Annotated in this window: 16 protein-coding genes; 7 read left to right on the top strand and 9 right to left on the bottom strand. The window is 65.1% G+C overall.

Annotation, left to right across the window (positions count from 1 at the left end):
* The first annotated feature begins 329 nt into the window (after positions 1–329).
* The 3 genes from ACOIX3_RS17945 to ACOIX3_RS17955 all read left to right on the top strand — a co-directional run bounded on the left by ACOIX3_RS17945 (position 330) and on the right by ACOIX3_RS17955 (position 2,970).
* Complete coding sequence (locus tag ACOIX3_RS17945; RefSeq protein ID WP_420971166.1) at positions 330–1,832, top strand: leucyl aminopeptidase; 1,503 nt, start codon at positions 330–332, stop codon at positions 1,830–1,832.
* An 18-nt stretch (positions 1,833–1,850) separates the two neighbouring features.
* Positions 1,851–2,303 (top strand): DNA polymerase III subunit chi, encoded by a 453-nt coding sequence (locus tag ACOIX3_RS17950; protein ID WP_420971168.1) that lies wholly within the window; start codon positions 1,851–1,853, stop codon positions 2,301–2,303.
* Between the two features lie 115 nt (positions 2,304–2,418).
* A complete protein-coding gene (locus ACOIX3_RS17955) occupies positions 2,419–2,970 on the top strand; it encodes a hypothetical protein (RefSeq protein WP_420971169.1) in 552 nt (183 codons plus the stop codon).
* A gap of 189 nt (positions 2,971–3,159) precedes the next feature.
* On the opposite strand, the gene ACOIX3_RS17960 is transcribed toward ACOIX3_RS17955, so the two are convergent.
* The 3 genes from ACOIX3_RS17960 to ACOIX3_RS17970 all read right to left on the bottom strand — a co-directional run bounded on the left by ACOIX3_RS17960 (position 3,160) and on the right by ACOIX3_RS17970 (position 5,815).
* Positions 3,160–5,022 carry an ABC-F family ATP-binding cassette domain-containing protein gene (locus ACOIX3_RS17960; RefSeq protein ID WP_420971171.1) on the bottom strand — a complete coding sequence of 621 codons (1,863 nt, stop codon included), beginning with the start codon at positions 5,020–5,022 and terminating at the stop codon, positions 3,160–3,162.
* A gap of 119 nt (positions 5,023–5,141) precedes the next feature.
* Positions 5,142–5,312, bottom strand: coding sequence for a hypothetical protein (locus ACOIX3_RS17965; protein ID WP_420971172.1), 171 nt, complete (start codon positions 5,310–5,312; stop codon positions 5,142–5,144).
* 230 nt (positions 5,313–5,542) lie between these two features.
* The gene (locus tag ACOIX3_RS17970) at positions 5,543–5,815 is read right to left on the bottom strand and encodes a sulfur globule protein precursor (RefSeq protein ID WP_420971174.1); all 273 of its coding nucleotides are present in this window, start codon (positions 5,813–5,815) and stop codon (positions 5,543–5,545) included.
* Between the two features lie 350 nt (positions 5,816–6,165).
* Between ACOIX3_RS17970 and ndk the strand changes: the two genes are divergently transcribed.
* Both ndk and ACOIX3_RS17980 read left to right on the top strand, forming a co-directional pair.
* A complete protein-coding gene (gene ndk, locus ACOIX3_RS17975) occupies positions 6,166–6,588 on the top strand; it encodes a nucleoside-diphosphate kinase (RefSeq protein ID WP_050425938.1) in 423 nt (140 codons plus the stop codon).
* A 110-nt stretch (positions 6,589–6,698) separates the two neighbouring features.
* Positions 6,699–7,538, top strand: a complete 840-nt coding sequence (locus ACOIX3_RS17980; protein WP_420971175.1) for a TerC family protein — start codon at positions 6,699–6,701, stop codon at positions 7,536–7,538.
* A 16-nt stretch (positions 7,539–7,554) separates the two neighbouring features.
* Here the strand turns inward: ACOIX3_RS17980 and ppx are convergent, their stop codons facing one another.
* From ppx to ACOIX3_RS18000, 4 genes are all read right to left on the bottom strand, one after another.
* On the bottom strand, positions 7,555–9,057 hold the full coding sequence (gene ppx / locus ACOIX3_RS17985; protein ID WP_420971176.1) for an exopolyphosphatase: 1,503 nt from the start codon (positions 9,055–9,057) through the stop codon (positions 7,555–7,557).
* A 12-nt stretch (positions 9,058–9,069) separates the two neighbouring features.
* The gene (locus ACOIX3_RS17990; protein WP_420971177.1) at positions 9,070–11,274 is read right to left on the bottom strand and encodes an RNA degradosome polyphosphate kinase; all 2,205 of its coding nucleotides are present in this window, start codon (positions 11,272–11,274) and stop codon (positions 9,070–9,072) included.
* Between the two features lie 132 nt (positions 11,275–11,406).
* The gene (locus ACOIX3_RS17995; protein ID WP_420971178.1) at positions 11,407–12,084 is read right to left on the bottom strand and encodes a chromosomal replication initiator DnaA; all 678 of its coding nucleotides are present in this window, start codon (positions 12,082–12,084) and stop codon (positions 11,407–11,409) included.
* A gap of 96 nt (positions 12,085–12,180) precedes the next feature.
* Positions 12,181–12,723: a CDP-alcohol phosphatidyltransferase family protein gene (locus tag ACOIX3_RS18000; RefSeq protein WP_092113493.1), complete on the bottom strand. Its 543-nt coding sequence runs from the start codon at positions 12,721–12,723 to the stop codon at positions 12,181–12,183.
* Positions 12,724–12,883: 160 nt separating this feature from the next.
* On the opposite strand from ACOIX3_RS18000, the gene purM reads away from it, so the two are divergent.
* The gene (gene purM, locus ACOIX3_RS18005; RefSeq protein ID WP_420971179.1) at positions 12,884–13,969 is read left to right on the top strand and encodes a phosphoribosylformylglycinamidine cyclo-ligase; all 1,086 of its coding nucleotides are present in this window, start codon (positions 12,884–12,886) and stop codon (positions 13,967–13,969) included.
* A complete protein-coding gene (purN, locus tag ACOIX3_RS18010) occupies positions 13,966–14,616 on the top strand; it encodes a phosphoribosylglycinamide formyltransferase (protein WP_420971180.1) in 651 nt (216 codons plus the stop codon). The genes purM and purN overlap by 4 nt, the downstream gene beginning before the upstream one ends.
* 89 nt (positions 14,617–14,705) lie before the next feature.
* Here purN and ACOIX3_RS18015 read toward each other — a convergent pair whose 3' ends face one another.
* Together ACOIX3_RS18015 and rnd are read right to left on the bottom strand one after the other, a co-directional pair.
* Complete coding sequence (locus tag ACOIX3_RS18015; RefSeq protein ID WP_021079877.1) at positions 14,706–14,909, bottom strand: cold-shock protein; 204 nt, start codon at positions 14,907–14,909, stop codon at positions 14,706–14,708.
* A gap of 352 nt (positions 14,910–15,261) precedes the next feature.
* Positions 15,262–16,410, bottom strand: a complete 1,149-nt coding sequence (gene rnd / locus ACOIX3_RS18020) for a ribonuclease D (RefSeq protein WP_420971181.1) — start codon at positions 16,408–16,410, stop codon at positions 15,262–15,264.
* Positions 16,411–16,680 lie beyond the last annotated feature (270 nt).

Raw genomic sequence — 16,680 nt, forward strand, 5'->3', positions numbered from 1 at the left:
CGCACGGCTTTCGACCAATCCCGTCAACCCGGGTTCCCCTATGGTCGAGCCGCGGACTCGTCCGGCTCACTCTCTGTTCACAATCTCACTACCATCCCTTTGATCCGTCAACAAAATGGCCGGGCCAAGGCACGCTTAATTTATGGTTAATTAATCGCTTTTGTGGCCTTCCGGCCACTCCGGCGCTTGGCAGCGGCGCAGCCGACAGGTCATAGTGTGCCACAAGCCCGGTCCGGGTCGCTCCGGACCGCCATCGCAATGCTCACCCCCGCGTGCCGGAAGGGCCGCCTCAGGCCCGAGCAACACCCTGAGTTCTGGAGGATTTTCCTATGTCCGACGCCGTCAAGGTCGGCTTCGTCCCGTTCTCCGCGTCCGCCCGCGGCATTCTGGTCGCCTTTTGCGACGAGCAATTGAAGCTGGGAGCCGCCACCCGGAAGGCGCTGGGAGCTGCCGCCGAGACCGTCAAGCGGGCCGCGGCCGCCAATCAGTTCAAGGGCAAGAGCGGGGCGGCGCTGGACATCCTGGCGCCGGAAGGAATCAAGGTCGACCGGCTGATCGTGGTCGGCACCGGCAAGGCGGCCGACCTCAAGGAGAAGGATCTTCTCAAATTCGGCGGCGTGGTGGCCGGCAAGCTCAACGCCGGCAGCGGTGCGATGACCGTCCTCGCGGAACTGCCCGATGCCGCGATGACAGCCGTCCAGGCGGCGACCATCGCCACCGGCATCCGCCTGCGCGCCTACAAGTTCGACCGCTACAAGACCAAGAAGAAGGACGGCGAGGACGGCGCCGTGCGCGCCGATGTCTCGATCGCGGTCGACGACGTCGCTTCTGCCAGGAAGGCGTTTGCGCCCGAATCGTCCATCGTGGACGGCGTGAACCTGGCGCGTGAGCTCGTCAACGAGCCGCCGAACGTGCTGTACCCGGAAGAGTTCGCGCGCCGCGCCAGCCAGCTGCGCAAGCTCGGCGTCACCGTCGAGGTGCTCGACGTCAAGGCGATGACCAAGCTCGGCATGGGCGCGCTGCTCGGCGTCGGGCAGGGCTCGGAACGGCCCAGCCGCACCGTGATCATGCGCTGGAACGGCGGCAAGAAGAGCGAGGCGCCGGTCGCATTCGTCGGCAAGGGCGTCTGCTTCGACACCGGCGGTATCTCCATCAAGTCGGCCGGCGGCATGGAGGATATGAAGGGTGACATGGGCGGTGCGGCTTGCGTGGTCGGGCTGATGCACGCGCTCGCGGCGCGCAAGGCCCGCGTCAATGCGGTCGGCGCCATCGGCCTCGTCGAGAACATGCCCGACGGCAACGCGCAGCGTCCGGGCGACATCGTCACCTCGATGTCCGGCCAGACCATCGAAATCATCAACACCGACGCCGAGGGGCGCCTCGTGCTCGCCGACGTGCTCTGGTACGTCGCCAAGAAGTGCAAGCCGAAATTCATGGTCGATCTTGCAACGTTGACCGGCGCGATCATGGTCGCGCTCGGCACCGATTACGCCGGCCTGTTCTCCAACAATGACGAACTCGCCGAGCGCCTCGCCAAGGTCGGCCTCGAGACCGGAGAGAAAGTGTGGCGCATGCCGCTCGGTCCGGAATACGACAAGCAGATCGACTCGCAATTCGCCGACATGAAGAACACCGGCGGGCGCAATGGCGGCTCGATCACGGCCGCGCAATTCCTGCAGCGCTTCGTCGACGGCACGCCCTGGGCCCATCTCGACATCGCCGGCACCGCGATGGGCGCGCCGAAGACCGAGATCAATCAGAGCTGGGGCTCCGGTTACGGTGTCCGGCTACTCGAGCGGCTCGTCTCCGAATATTATGAAGCCAAGAAGTAATAGAGTGTCGGCCGGCGCATGACCGAGGTTCTGTTCTACCATCTGCAGAACATGACGCTGGAGAGCGTGCTGCCGCCGCTGCTCGAGAAGTCGCTCGAGCGCGGCTGGCGGGTGGTCGTGCAATCGACGTCGCAGGAGCGCGCCGAGACGCTCGACGCGCATTTGTGGACCTACAGCGACGATTCGTTCCTGCCGCATGCGAGCGCGCGGGTGGCCGACGCCCAGGACCAGCCGATCATCCTGTCGGTCGAGGAAGGCAATCCGAACCGGGCCAATGTCCGGTTCCTGGTCGACAACGCGTCGCTCCCGGACGACTGCGACAGCTACGAGCGCCTGGTCCTGGTGTTCAACGGCGACGACCCCGACGCGGTGGCTTCGGCACGGGAGAGCTGGACCGCCTGCAAGGCGCGCGGCTTCGAGGTCACCTATTGGCAGACCGACGAGCGGGGACGCTGGCAGCGGCGCCAATAGCGATATCGATGAATTAATGATAATTCGACGTTTCTTGAGGCGGGTCTTGGGGCGGGCCACGGTCATGCCGCAAAGTGATGTTCGGACAAGCCCTTAGGTAGAGGGGTTAGGAGCCTTGTCGATCGTGCGTGATGGAACATTCAGTCGGAAGTCGCTGCTGGCGTTGCTGGTACTTGCACCTGGCCTTGCCGGCTGCTCGAGCGCGTCCGACATCTTTTCGCGTGACGCGGATTGGTTCTCGCGGCCCGGCCGGGTGTTCATCCGCAACATCTCGATCGAATCGCCGCCGCTGACGCCGGACAAGCCGGTAACCAATGACGATCTCGTCAGTGCCGATGGAGGCTGTCCCGGCATGGCGCCGCCGGCGGGTGCCACTGACGCGAACGCGCAGGCTGGCGGTGCGCCACCGCCGCAGCCGACCGGCGGCAGTGTTGCGCTTGGTCACACCGAATGCGACGTCGTGCGCGGCATCGGCGCCCCCGACAGCGTCAACCTGTCCAGCGGGCCCGGCGGCGAGCGCGTCGCGGTCGTGACCTGGTCGCGCGGCGCGCGCGCCGGTATCTATACGTTCTCCTCAGGACGCCTGACGTCGGTCGAGCGCGGCCCGGATGCTGCGCCGGAGCCGAAGCCCGCGAAGCCGAAGAAGAAAAAGACCTCGCACGGCTAGGGCAAATACGCCGGCCGCGGCAGGTCTATGCCTCCCTCCACACGTCGTCCCTGCGAAAGCAGGGACCCATACTCTGCGGCGGATATGGTTAAGGGGACTCGTCGTTCCGTGATCGCGCAATAATGAGCATCGGTGGTTATGGGTCCCTGCTTTCGCAGGGACGACACCGAAAATGCCGGCGGATCAAATCTAGTTCGCGGCTTCGTCGAGTTCGGCGCTCGCTTCCAGCCATTCTTCCTCGGCGCGTTGCAGCGCGCTCTCGGCGCCGGCGCGCGCCTTGGTCAGCTGTGCGGCCTGCTTGGGATCGCGGGTGAAAATATCGGGCAGCGCGAGCGCGGTATCGATCTTGGCGATGATGCCGTTGATGCGCTCGATCTCGCTCTCGGCCTGCGCGACCCGCTGCCTCGGTGAAGCGCGCCTTTCATTGCGGTTGCGTTCCGGCTTTGCCGGCTCCTTGACGCGCTCACGCGGCGCCGGCCGGCTGTCATTGGAAGACAGGATCATGCGGCGATATTCGTCGAGATCGCCGTCATATGCGGTCACGGTCTGGTTGGCGACGACCCACAGACGATCGGCGCAGGCCTCGATCAGATAGCGATCGTGCGAGACCATCATGATGGCGCCGGGGAATTCGTTGATCGCCTCTGCCAGCGTCGCGCGGCTGTCGATGTCGAGATGGTTGGTCGGCTCGTCCAGGATGATCATGTTGGGGGCGTAGAACGTCGCAAGCCCAAGCAGCAGCCGCGCCTTCTCGCCCCCCGACAGGCTCTTCACCAACGTGTCGCCGGCCTTGCCGGAGAAGCCGATCGCGCCGACGCGGCCGCGCACCTTGCTCTCCGGCGCCTCGGGCATCAGCTTGCGGATGTGATCATAGGGCGAGCCGTCGAGGTTGAGCTCGTCGACCTGGTGCTGAGCGAAATAGCCGACCGATAATTTATCGGCCCGCGTGATCTTGCCCGCGAACGGCGCGAGCTTGCCTGCCAGCAGCTTGACCAGCGTCGACTTGCCGTTGCCGTTCGAACCGAGGAGCGCGATGCGGTCGTCGGGATCGACGCGCAGCGTGACACGATTGAGCACGGGCTTGCCCGGCTCGTAGCCGACCGAGACGTCGTCGACCGCGATGATCGGCGGCGACAGCAGCTTCTCCGGTGCCGGAAAGGAGATCTCGCGAACGTCCTGGGTCACCAGCGCGGTGATCGGCTTCATCCGCTCCAGCATCTTGACGCGCGACTGCGCCTGCCGCGCCTTGGAGGCCTTGGCCTTGAAGCGGTCGACGAAGTCCTGCAGGCGCTTGCGCTCATCGGCCTGCCGCTTGGCGTGCTTGGCGTCGAGCAATTCGCGCGCGGCACGCTGTTCCTCGAACGAGGAGTAGGTCCCCTTGTAGAGCGTGAGCTTGCCGCGATCGAGGTGCAGGATCTGATCGACCGAGGTGTCGAGGAGATCGCGGTCGTGGCTGATCACGATCACCGTGCGCGGATAGTTGGCGAGGTGGTTCTCGAGCCACAACGTGCCCTCGAGATCGAGATAGTTGGTCGGTTCGTCCAGCAGCAGCAGATCGGGTGCGGAGAACAGCGTCGCCGCCAGCGCGACGCGCATGCGCCAGCCGCCGGAGAATTCCGCGCACGGCCGTGCCTGGTCTGATGTCGAGAAGCCGAGGCCGGAGAGGATCGCCGCGGCACGGGCCGGGGCGGAGTGGGCGTCGATATCGACCAGCCGGGTCTGGATCTCGGCGATCCGATGCGGGTCGTGCGCGGTCTCAGCCTCGCCCAGCAGCGCGTCGCGCTCGAGGTCGGCCTTCAGCACGACATTGATCAGGCTTTCAGGCCCGTCGGGTGCTTCCTGCGCGAGGCTGCCGATCCGCCAGCGCGGCGGAAGCGCGATACTGCCGCTCTCGGTCGGGAGCTCGCCCCGGATAGCATGAAACAGCGTCGACTTGCCGACACCGTTACGGCCGACAAATCCGACGCGTGCGCCGGGCACGATTTGCACAGAACTGTGATCAATCAACAGCCGCCCGGCGATCCGGACTGAAATGTCAGTGATGGAGAGCATGCAGCGTTGTCACCGGACCCGCTGCCAAACGCAACCCGTCTGTTTGTAAAATCTCTCCGTACGGCTGTTGCAAAAACGCAATGGGCTGCTGGTGAGCCCACAATACCTGATGGTGATATCTAGTGGCGCTCGTTGTCCCGGCGTTGCATCTCCTCGAGGAGCTGCTGCAGGCGGGACGACAATGCGGGTTCTGGCCGCATGCTTTGCTGGAGTCGCTCACCCACGGCATCGCAGATGTAACGGCAGGTCTTGCGATCAATCTGATCGGGATCGTTGTCGGTCTGGGTCATTGTCATTGGCATTTCTCTTGGAATGTCTCTTGGCGAGTTCCACCTCGCTGTTTCGTAAGTCCTTGCCATGACAAGTCGCGACCCCCGAATTTGGTTTCGGTTCCGCCTTACTCTCGCCTTGAGGTAGTGAGGCGCATCGTGCGGCCGGGTTCCCTGGCGGGCATAAAAAAAGCCCCGGCGCAAGGCCGGGGCGAAAGCAAGTCAGGGGAGTAGTCGACAGAACGGATGGATCAGTAGCAGCGATTGACCAGGCGCCAGCGGGGACCCCACGGGGTCGGGACGACGCGGCGCACGTAGCAACCGCCACCGCCGTAGCCGTATCCATAGCCGCCGTAGTAGGCCGGACCTCCGACGATGACGCGCGGGCCGCCCCACCAGCCGTGGTGCCATCCACCGTGCCAGCCGCCGTGCCAACCACCCCAGGCCGAGGCGGAGGTCGGGGCGAGTGCGGCGGCACCGAGCGAAATTGCGGCAACGGCAGCGAGCGATAATTTGCGTAACATGATCGTCTCCTCGAGCTATGGGCGCGGATGACGCGCCCGCGGTGACATCGTTTCCCGAGACGTCCTGTGAGGCTTGCGGATGGGGGGCCAGCAAGGCGTCCGATCGGTGCTGAGCCTAGGCGGCTGCGGCTGAACGGCAGCGGCACGGCGCTGTCAGAATGGGTTCACCTAAGTGAAATCGCGGTAAGTTGGCCGAGCCTGTCTCTGTCCGGAGAGCGCCCGGACGACGGTTTTTGTCGTGAAAATCCATCAAAACTAAAGGCTAACGCGTCACAGGGTCGCTTGCCGTTACCCCATCGCGCCGATATAAGCCCCGGCAACTCCCAGCCACCGTTTACAAGGACGAAATCATGGCGATTGAACGCACCTTTTCGATCATCAAGCCCGATGCCACCGAGCGCAACCTGACCGGCGCGGTCAACGCGGTGATCGAGAAGGCGGGCCTGCGGGTCGTGGCGCAGAAGCGCATCCAGATGACCCGCGGCCAGGCCGAAACCTTCTATGCCGTCCACAAGGCGCGCCCGTTCTTCGGCGAACTGGTCGACTTCATGACCTCCGGCCCCGTGGTGGTCCAGGTGCTGGAAGGCGAGGGCGCCATCCTGAAGTATCGCGACGTGATGGGCGCGACCGATCCGTCGAAGGCCGCCGAAGGCACCATCCGCAAGCTCTATGCGAAGTCGATCGGCGAGAATTCGGTGCACGGTTCGGATGCGCCGGAGACCGCGGTGATCGAGATCGCGCAGTTCTTCGCCGGCAACGAGATCGTCGGCTAAGGCCGAACAACAGAAAGTGACGCGGTCTCCTGGGGAGACCGCGTCGACGTGAACTGGGAGCGGCGGACCACCGCCGCCAGGGGCGGCCGCAAGGCCGAATAGGACTCGCTGTGGACTGGCTGTGGCAGATCTTTGATCCGGCGTACATCGGCGCGTTCTTCACCGAGTTCAAGAACGAGATGGCGACCCCGACCTTCTGGGTCGCCGTCGGCAAGATCATCTGGATCAACGTCCTGCTGTCGGGCGACAATGCGCTCGTGATCGCGCTGGCCTGCCGTGGCCTCGCGCCGCGTCAGCGCCTGTGGGGCATGATTCTCGGCGCCGCCGCGGCGGTGCTGCTGCGCGTCATCTTCACCGGCATCGTCGCCAGCCTGATGGCGCTTCCCTACCTGAAGCTGGTTGGTGGACTGGCGCTGATCGTGATCGCCGCCAAGCTCCTTGTGCCGGAGCAGGAGGACGAAGACAGCGTGAATACGGCCTCGCATCTGTGGGCCGCGGTTCAGATCGTCGTGGTCGCCGACATCGTGATGAGCCTCGACAATGTGATCGCGGTCGCCGCTGCCGCCAATGGCAGCGTGCCGCTGCTGGTGCTCGGCCTTGCGATCAGCGTTCCCCTGATCGTTGCCGGTGCGGCGCTGATCATGGCGCTGCTCACCAAACTGCCGATCCTGGTCTGGGCCGGCGCCGCACTGCTCGGCTGGATCGCGGGCGACGTCATCGCGACCGATCCGGCCGTGCATCCCAAGCTGGATGCGCTGTTCGCCGGACCGCTCGGTGCCAGGCTCGATTCCTGGCTGACCTCGGTCGGCATGTCGCCGCAATTCGCGCATGGCGGCAACGGCGGCGAGATCACGCTCGCCGTGCTCGGCATCGTCGTGGTGCTGGTCATCGGATCGCTCTGGCGCCGTCACACGCTCCGGAAAGCCAAGCACGCTGCCAAGGCGGCGTGAGGGGGCGGCGTGAAGCCTAGCGCCGCACGATCGAGCCGGCGCGCCCGAGCAGCCGCGCCAGTTGCTTGAAGCGGCTGCCGACGCGATCGGCGACCAGATCCACCATCCGATGCTCGAACACCAGCATCAGCTTGCGGCCCTGGGTGCGGAAATGCGTTGCCGGCAGCACGCCGGTGCGCGCCGCCGTGATCAGATGTGCGACACGGAACGCGGCGCCGAGCACACGCGCGCGCTCGTCCATCGCCGGCGTCACCAGCGCGCGGATTTGCGGCGGCGGCTCGTTCTCCTCGCTGAGGCCGGCGTAGCGATAGAACACGGACAGCGCGACAAAGGCGCGGCCCTGATGCGTGATCGAGCCGAAATTGCCGTTCATGATCAGGCTGAGGGTTTCCTCGCCGCGATGATCGGGATGCACGCGCCAGCCGATGTCGGAGAGCAGGCAGGCGACGTGACGCAGCCTGCGGTCTTCCTCGGTCTCGCGCAGCCTGACGACGCGCACCAGCCGGTCGGTCCACGCCGTCAGCTCCTGGGCGTGGCGGGCCGAGCGCGACAGCAATTCGTTGAGGTTTTGGGCGGCGCAGACCAGGCCATCCTTGGCGCGCTCGGCCTGCGGCAGCATCTCGTAGAGCAGACCCTCGCGCACGCCGAAGGTCGAGAACACGATGGTCTTCGGCTGGGCGGCGCGGATGATGTATTCGAGCACGAGCGCGGCGTAGGCCAATAGCGGCCGCCGCGCATCTGCGACGGATTCGATATTGGCCAGCATGTTGGTGGCTGCAAGCCGCCGCAGCCGTTGCGCGAAGTCGAGCGCGTCCGCCGCCGGAATCGAATAGCCGTGCATCACCTTGAGCGGGTAGCCGCTCTGGATGATGTGGATGCGCGCCAGCGCGCGCCAGGTGCCGCCGACCGCGTAGAAGGTGCGGCCGCGGCCGGTCTTGAGCTGGGCGACCCCGAGCAGCTCGTTCTTGACGATGCGTTCGGCGCGCTTGAGCGATTTGTTCGAGAGGTCCTGCAGCGCAAGGCTGCCGAGCGGCAGCGTCACGCCGCTGCGCACGCGGTTGCCCCTGACGTCGATCAGTTCGAGCGAGCCGCCGCCGAGATCGCCGACGATGCCGTTCGGATTGTGCACGCCGGACACGACGCCGAGCGCAGACAGCTTCGCTTCACGCGGTCCGGTGAGGATTTCGATCTTGGCGCCGCAGATGCGCTCGGCCTGGGCGATGAAGTCGGGACCGTTCTTGGCGTCGCGGCAGGCCGCGGTCGCAATCGCGTAGACGCGGCCGACCTGCTGGATCCGGCACAGCGCGCGAAAGCGACGCAGCGCGGTGAGCGCCTTGTTGACCGCATCGGTTGCGAGCAGGCCGGTGCTCTGCACCTCGCGTCCGAGCCCGCACAGCGCCTTCTCGTTGAAGATGGTGACGAGGCTGCGCGCCATCGCCTCGTAAACCACGAGACGAACCGAGTTCGAGCCGATATCGATCACAGCGACGCTGGAAGCGCGCTTCCGCGGCCGCTTCACCGTAAGGCCCCCTTAAGACGATGGCTGCTGACGCTCGTTACGACGCGTGAGACGGCGCGGTGAAGATTCCTTGAGAGACTTACCACGGCCGGACAGACTCGGATTTGTCATGAAATAGTCATGTAGATTGAACGGCTCTTCGCCTTTCGCGGCCTTCATACGCGTTGAGGACCCATCCGGCAACAATTGCCAGCTCTGCTCGGTGTCCTTCAGGTTCGCGACCATGATCTGTTCGAGAACCTGCTGATGCACCGTCGGATTTTGCAGCGGACAGAGCACCTCGACGCGGCGGTCGAGGTTGCGCGGCATCATGTCGGCCGACGAGATATACACAGCAGCTTTTGCGCTGGGCAGGCCCTGGCCCATGCCGAAGCAATAGATCCGGCCGTGTTCCAGGAATCGGCCGATCACCGATTTGACGCGGATGTTCTCTGACAATCCCGGCAGCCCCGGCCGCAGGCAGCAGATGCCGCGCACCACGAGCTCGATCGAGACGCCGGCCTGCGAGGCCTCGTACAGCGCATCGATGATGTCAGGGTCGACCAGCGCGTTCATCTTCATCCAGATCGCGCCGGACCGGCCATGCTTGACGTGAGCGATCTCGCCGTGGATGTGCTCGATGATCCGCTTGCGCAATGTCAGCGGCGAGACCGCCATCTTCTCGATGTCGCTCGGCTCGGCATAGCCGGTGATGTAGTTGAACACCCGCGCGACGTCGCGGCCGATGATCGGGTCCGACGTGAAGTAGGAGACGTCAGTGTAGATGCGGGCGGTGACCGGATGATAGTTGCCGGTGCCGGTGTGCACATAGGTGGTGAGATTGCCGCCCTCGCGGCGCACCACCATCGACAGCTTGGCGTGGGTCTTCAGTTCGATGAAGCCGTAGACGACCTGCACGCCGGCGCGTTCGAGGTCGCGCGCCCAGCGGATATTGGCCTCCTCGTCGAACCGCGCCTTCAATTCGATCAGCGCGGTCACCGACTTGCCGGCTTCGGCGGCGTCCGCCAGCGCGCGCACGATCGGCGAGTTGTTCGAGGTGCGATAGAGCGTCTGCTTGATCGCGACCACGTCGGGATCGCGCGCCGCCTGCTGCAGGAACTGGACGACGACGTCGAAGGATTCGTAGGGGTGGTGGACCACGAGGTCCTTCTGGCGGATCGCGGCGAAGATATCGCCGCCATGGTCGCGCACGCGCTCGGGATGGCGCGGCACATAGGGCGGGAATTCGAGGTCGGGGCGATTGAGGCGGGTGAGCTGCGACAGCTCGTTCATCGCGAGCACGCCGTCGACCAGGATCACTTCATCGTCCGCGGCCGACAACGCGTGCTGCACGAAGACGCGCAGCTCTTCGGGCATCGTGGCCTCGATCTCGAGCCGGATCACCGATCCGCGCCGGCGGCGCTTGAGTGCGGTCTCGAACAGGCGAACGAGGTCTTCGGCCTCTTCCTCGATTTCGAGTTCGGAGTCCCTGATGATGCGGAATGCGCCCTGGCCCTTGACGGTGTAGCCGGGGAACAGGCGGCCGATGAACAGACCGGTCGCCTGCTCGAGCGTGATTAGCCGCGCCGGCGCGCCTTCCTTGGTCGAGGGAATGCGGATGAAGCGGTCGATCTTGCCGGGCATGCGGATCAGCGCGTTCATCGGCTTGCCGTCGGCGATCCGCGACAATTGCAGCGCGACCGTGAAGCCGAGGTTCGGGATGAACGGGAACGGATGCGCCGGGTCGATCGCGAGCGGGGTCAGCAGCGGGAAGATGTTGTGGAGGAAGTGATCCTCGATCCAGGTGCGTTCGGATTTGGTGACGTCGCGCCCGTCGACCAGCTGGATGCCGACCTTGGACAGGAGCTCGCGCAGGTCGCTCCAGATCGCCTGCTGGTCGGAGGCGAGTTGCGACACGGTCTTGTTGATCATCACGAGTTGCTCGGCCGGCAGCAGGCCGTCCGGGCTGCGCTCGGCAATGCCCTCGCGGACCTGGGCCTTGATGCCGGCGACGCGGACCATGAAGAACTCGTCGAGGTTATTCGCCGAAATCGACAGGAAGCGGACCCGCTCCAGCAGGGGGTGGCCGAGATTGACCGATTCCTCGAGCACCCGGCGGTTGAAGTGCAGCCAGGACAGCTCTCGGTTGATGAATCGCTCGGGGCTGGTCGCGACCGCGGGGACGGGCGGGAGCTCCGCCTCTTTCTCTTTGATTTCAGGTGCTTGTGCCGAGTCCATCAAGTGCTGGTCCAATTCGGGGCAGGGGGCCGGAGCGGTCTAGCCGAGGGCCGCACAGAACATGTGATATTGCGATGACGTTTCGATGACATTGATGTTCCGTTGGCCTGCGCCGTCAAGCCGCGGGGACCGTCAGGCATCGCGCAGCAGCTCCGCCGCCAACGCCCGGGTCACCGGCCGGCCCAGCCGCAGTGCCTCGGTGTCGAGCAGCTCGACCGCCTGGCGGACGGCGGTGTAGGACCGCTCGATCCGGTTGGTCAGGTAGCTCACGAGCGGCTCGTCCACGCTCATCTGGCGGTCGGCGCAGAACTTGACGATCAGGCCGCGGAACAGCTGGTCGTCGGGCGGCAGCAGCGTCACCGTCGGCACCGCGCGGAGCCGCGAGCGCAGATCGCGGAGCTCGATTTCGAACGCCGACGGCGGCACCCGCGCCGTGATCAGCACGAAGGCATCGTCCTGGCGCGCGAGATTCATCAGATGGAACATTGCGCGCTCGTCGAAATCCGACGGCCTGAGGTCCTCGACCACCAGCGCGCCGGTCGCAAGCGCCGTCGGCACCGTGTCGGCGGTCAGGGCATGCGCCGCGGTCGAGCGCGCGCCGGCGATCTCGGCCCAGATCGCGGCGAGGTGGCTTTTGCCGGAGCCTTCGGGCCCGACCAGCAGCATGATTCGGTTCGGCCAGTCGGGCCAGCCGTCGATCAGCGCCAGCGCCGCCTCATTGGCGGGCCCCTCGAGGAAATCGTCGCGGGTCAGCTTCTCCTCGTGCGGCAGGGCCAAGGCCAATTGACGAGGTTGAACGCTACCGGCCACGCAAATCTCCAAACCACTTCATTCTAGCATGAACCCTGCGCAAACGCTTCGCGCTTGTCGCAGGACAAACCGGTTTCCACTTTTCGGGATCGTGCGCTACCGAGCCTCGATCGTGCTCATGTGCCGCACCCACTCCACGAGATAGAGGGACACCGAACCCAAAGTAAAGATCGTGACCAGACCCATCAGGATCAGGTCGTAGGGGTGCGGCTGAAAGCCGAAGCCGAGCGAGGCGAGCACCAGAGCCGCGAACGCGACCTGTGCCACCGTGTTCAGCTTCGACACCATCAACGGCTTCATCTCGACCGGCTTGTCGAACAACCATGACACAATCACGGCGGAGACGATCATGATGTCGCGCGACACCACGAGAATCACGATCCAGCGCGGCACCGCGCCCCAGATTCCGAGCGCGACATAGATCGACACCAGCAGCGCCTTGTCGGCGAGCGGGTCGAGCAGGGCGCCGAGCTCGCTCGCCATGTTGAAGCGCTTGGCAAGGAAACCGTCGACCGCATCCGAGACGCCGGCGATCACGAAGATCGCGAACGCGATCTCCATCTGGCTCGAGACGATGGCCCAGACGATCACCGGCACCAGGATGATGCGGCCGAGGGTGATGATATTCGGAATGCTCAACTTGAATCGCTTCCCGGCTAGAAGCCTGATTTTACTCGATATCCGGCTCTTTTGCGCGGCGGCCGGGTGTTATCTACATAGTATCGCAGCAGCATCGCCGCGAGCCATTGCGCGGGGGCGGAATTCCTCGTAACCAGCCCCTTATCATCTGGAATTGGGCATGACCGAGCGCAAAAACGGGCTCACTTACGCGGATTCGGGTGTCGATATCGACGCCGGCAATCGTCTGGTCGATCTGATCAAGCCGATGGTGCGGGCCACCGCACGGCCCGGCGCGGACGCCGAGATCGGCGGATTCGGCGGGCTGTTCGACCTCAAAGCCGCCGGCTTCAAGGATCCGGTCCTGGTGGCCGCGACCGATGGCGTCGGCACCAAGCTGAAGATCGCGATCGAGACCGGCATCCACAACGGCATCGGCATCGACCTGGTCGCGATGTCGGTCAACGACCTCGTCGTGCAGGGCGCGGAACCGCTGTTCTTCCTCGACTATTTCGCCTGCGGCAAGCTCCACCCGGAAGCCACCGCGCAGATCGTCGCGGGGATTGCCGAGGGCTGCCGCGAATCCGGCTGCGCGCTGATCGGCGGCGAGACCGCCGAGATGCCCGGCCTCTACAAGGACGGCGATTACGACCTCGGCGGTTTTGCGGTCGGCGCGGCCGAGCGCGGAACCCTGCTGCCGACCGGGGATATCGCGGCGGGCGATGCCGTGATCGGCCTGGCGTCCTCGGGCGTGCACTCCAACGGCTATTCGCTGGTGCGCAAGATCGTCGAGCAGTCCGGGGTTGGCTATGATGCGCCGGCGCCGTTCGCACCGGTCATGACGCTCGGTGCGGCGCTGCTGACGCCGACCAAGCTCTATGTGAAATCCTGCCTGCGCGCGATCCGCGAGACCGGCGCGGTGAAGGGGCTCGCCCACATCACCGGCGGCGGCTTCACCGACAACATTCCGCGCGTGCTGCCGAAGCATCTCGGCGTCGGCATCGATCTGGCGTGGCTGCCGGTGCTGCCGGTGTTCAAATGGCTGGCCGAGCAGGGCGGCATCGCCGAGCTCGAGCTGTTGCGCACCTTCAACTGCGGCATCGGCATGATAGCGATCGTCAAGGCCGATGCGGTCGATGCGGTGACCGAGGCCTTCACCGCCGGCGGCGAGACCGTGACGCTGCTCGGTGAGGTGATCGAGGCCAAGGGGGCGCATGAGCACGAGCATCGCGTGGTCTATCACGGTCATCTCGATCTCTCGCAATGAAGCGCCGGGTTGCCATCCTGATTTCCGGCCGCGGCTCCAACATGGCCGCGCTGATCGAGGCTGCGAAGGCTGCGGATTTTCCGGCCGAAATCGTCGCCGTGATCTCCAACCGTCCTAATGCTCCCGGGCTCGAGAAGGCGGCCGCGAGCGGCATTCCGACCGTCGTCATCGAGAGCAAGCCGTTCGGCAAGGACCGCGCCGGCTTCGAGGCGGTGCTGCAACGGGCGCTCGACGACAGCCAAGTCGAGCTGATCTGCCTCGGCGGCTTCATGCGGCTGTTCACTGCCGAATTCGTCCGGCACTGGTACGGGCGGATGCTCAACATCCATCCGTCGCTGCTGCCCTGCTTTCCCGGCCTCGATCCGCACGGCCAAGCCTTGCGTGCAGGGGTCAAGCTGTCCGGCGCGACGGTGCATTTCGTGATCCCGGAGACCGACGCCGGACCGATCGTGATGCAGGGTGCGGTCACCGTGGCTGACGACGACACGCCGGAGACGCTCGCCGCACGCGTGATCACCATCGAGCATCGCATCTATCCGGAGGCGCTGCGGCTGCTGGCGAGCGACCGGCTCAAGCTCGAAGGCGACGTCTGCAGGACGCAAGGCAGCGCGGCAACCGACAGCACGCTGATCGCGCCGGCGCCCTAGCACGCGGTGGCACGAGAGGTCACCGAGAACAATCCCCCGGGTGATGCGGCCGGGGGAAGCGTCCGGATGAATTCCGCTAGCTGCGGCGTTCAGTGAACCTTGAGGTTCTCTGCCGACGCCTTGCCGCGGTTCTCCACCAGTTCGTACTCGACGGTCTGGTTCTCGTTCAATGTGCTGAGACCTGCGCGTTCGACCGCCGAGATGTGGACGAACACGTCCTTGTCGCCGACGGCCGGCTTGATGAACCCGTAGCCTTTGGTCGGGTTGAACCATTTGACGGTACCCTTCGGCATCGTCTCTCTCCCAGTCTAGACATAAAAAAGACGCGGCCACGTTTTCCACGTGCCACGCCACAAGCGGGCTTTCCGCTGTCTGTTCAATTTCCGGGTCTCTATATCCAAGGTCTTCAAGTCCGAAGTTTCGCCTCTCGAAGCCTTGGCTATCAACGTCGTGAAACGCACAGTCGAACGGCCGCAATCCGATTGTGAAGGGATTGCAACACGAAAATTGCGCCTTAGCAAGCGCGCTGGTTTTGCGTGACGCAACCTCAGCCTGTGCCGGCTGGACTCTGGCGCGGCGCGTTCGGCCACTGGCCGACGGGTCGAAGGCGCCGGAACTTCGCGTGCACCGCGCGAACTTCGTGCGCTAGCCCCGATCCACCCGCACCACGCGGCCCTTGTCGATCGCGAGCGCGAGCTGGCCGTGCTTGAGCTTGAGCGCCGCCTCGCCGAACAATTCGCGCCGCCAGCCGTGCAGGGCACCGACTTCGGCCTCATCGCTGGCCGCGATCTGCTCGAGGTCGTCGACGGTGGCGATCACCTTGCTGGCGACGCCGTGGCGCTCCGAGGTCATGCGCAGCAGCACCTTCAGCAGCTCGACGGTCGCAGCCCCATTGGAATTGTTTCTCGGTTTTTCCAGCTTGGGGAGCGTGGCCTGGTCGCGGGCCAGCCCGCGCTGCACCGCGGCGATGATGTCGGCACCCCATTTCGAGCGCTCGAAACCCTTCGGCAGCGAACGCAGATTGCCGAGCTTCTCCAGTGATGTCGGTGCATGGGTGGCGATGTCGCCGACCGCATCGTCCTTGAGCACGCGCGAGCGCGGCACGTCGCGGCTCTGCGCCTCCTGCTCGCGCCAGGCGGCAACCTCGATCAGGACCGCGAGCTCGCGCGGCTTGCGGACGCGGGTCTTGAGCCGCTCCCAGGCACGCTCGGGATGGAAGTCGTACGTCTTCGGCGAGGTCAGGATTTCCATTTCCTCGCTGACCCAGTCGCTGCGGTCGCGCTTCCTCAAGTCGGCGTCGAGCGCCGCGAACACTTCGCGCAGATGGGTCACGTCCGAGACGGCGTAATGCAGTTGCTCCTCGCTCAGCGGGCGGCGCGACCAGTCGGTGAAGCGATGGGTCTTGTCGGGGCGGTGGCCGGTGACGCGATCGACCAGCTGATCATAGGCGATGCTGTCGCCATAGCCGAGCACCATGGCCGCGACCTGGGTATCGAAGATCGGATGCGGGATCGTGCCGGACAGGTGCCAGACGATTTCGATGTCCTGCCGCGCGGCATGAAACACCTTCAGCACGGCCTCGTTCGACATCAGATCGAAGAGCGGCTTGAGGTCGATGCCGGGCGCCAGCGCGTCGACCACGACGGCTTCATCTGCGCTCGCCATCTGCACGACGCAGAGCAGGGGATAGTAGGTCGTCTCCCGCAGGAACTCGGTGTCGACGGTGATGACCTTGTGTTGGGCGAGCCGGTCGCAGGCGGCGGCGAGGTCGGAGGTCGTGCTAATCAGATCCATGAACAGTCCATGACGGCTTGACCACACGCGTTCTGCCGAAAGGGCAGTTATGTCAAGGGTCTTGCAGGGATTTTGGCCCTGCGCGGGGTGGGGGACACGGCATTTTTGAAGTGATTGGGCGCGATTCGCGGGCGTTTTCGGCCCGGTCGTGCCGGGAATTCGGCCGTCTTCCCGGCGAACCCCATCTTCGGTGTCATCGCCCGGCTTGACCGGGCATGACGAACATGGACTGAGCGCCATAGGCGATAGCCCACTGTCGCCGGGGCGCAT

This window comes from Bradyrhizobium sp. B120, assembly GCF_049075665.1.
Classification (GTDB): domain Bacteria; phylum Pseudomonadota; class Alphaproteobacteria; order Rhizobiales; family Xanthobacteraceae; genus Bradyrhizobium.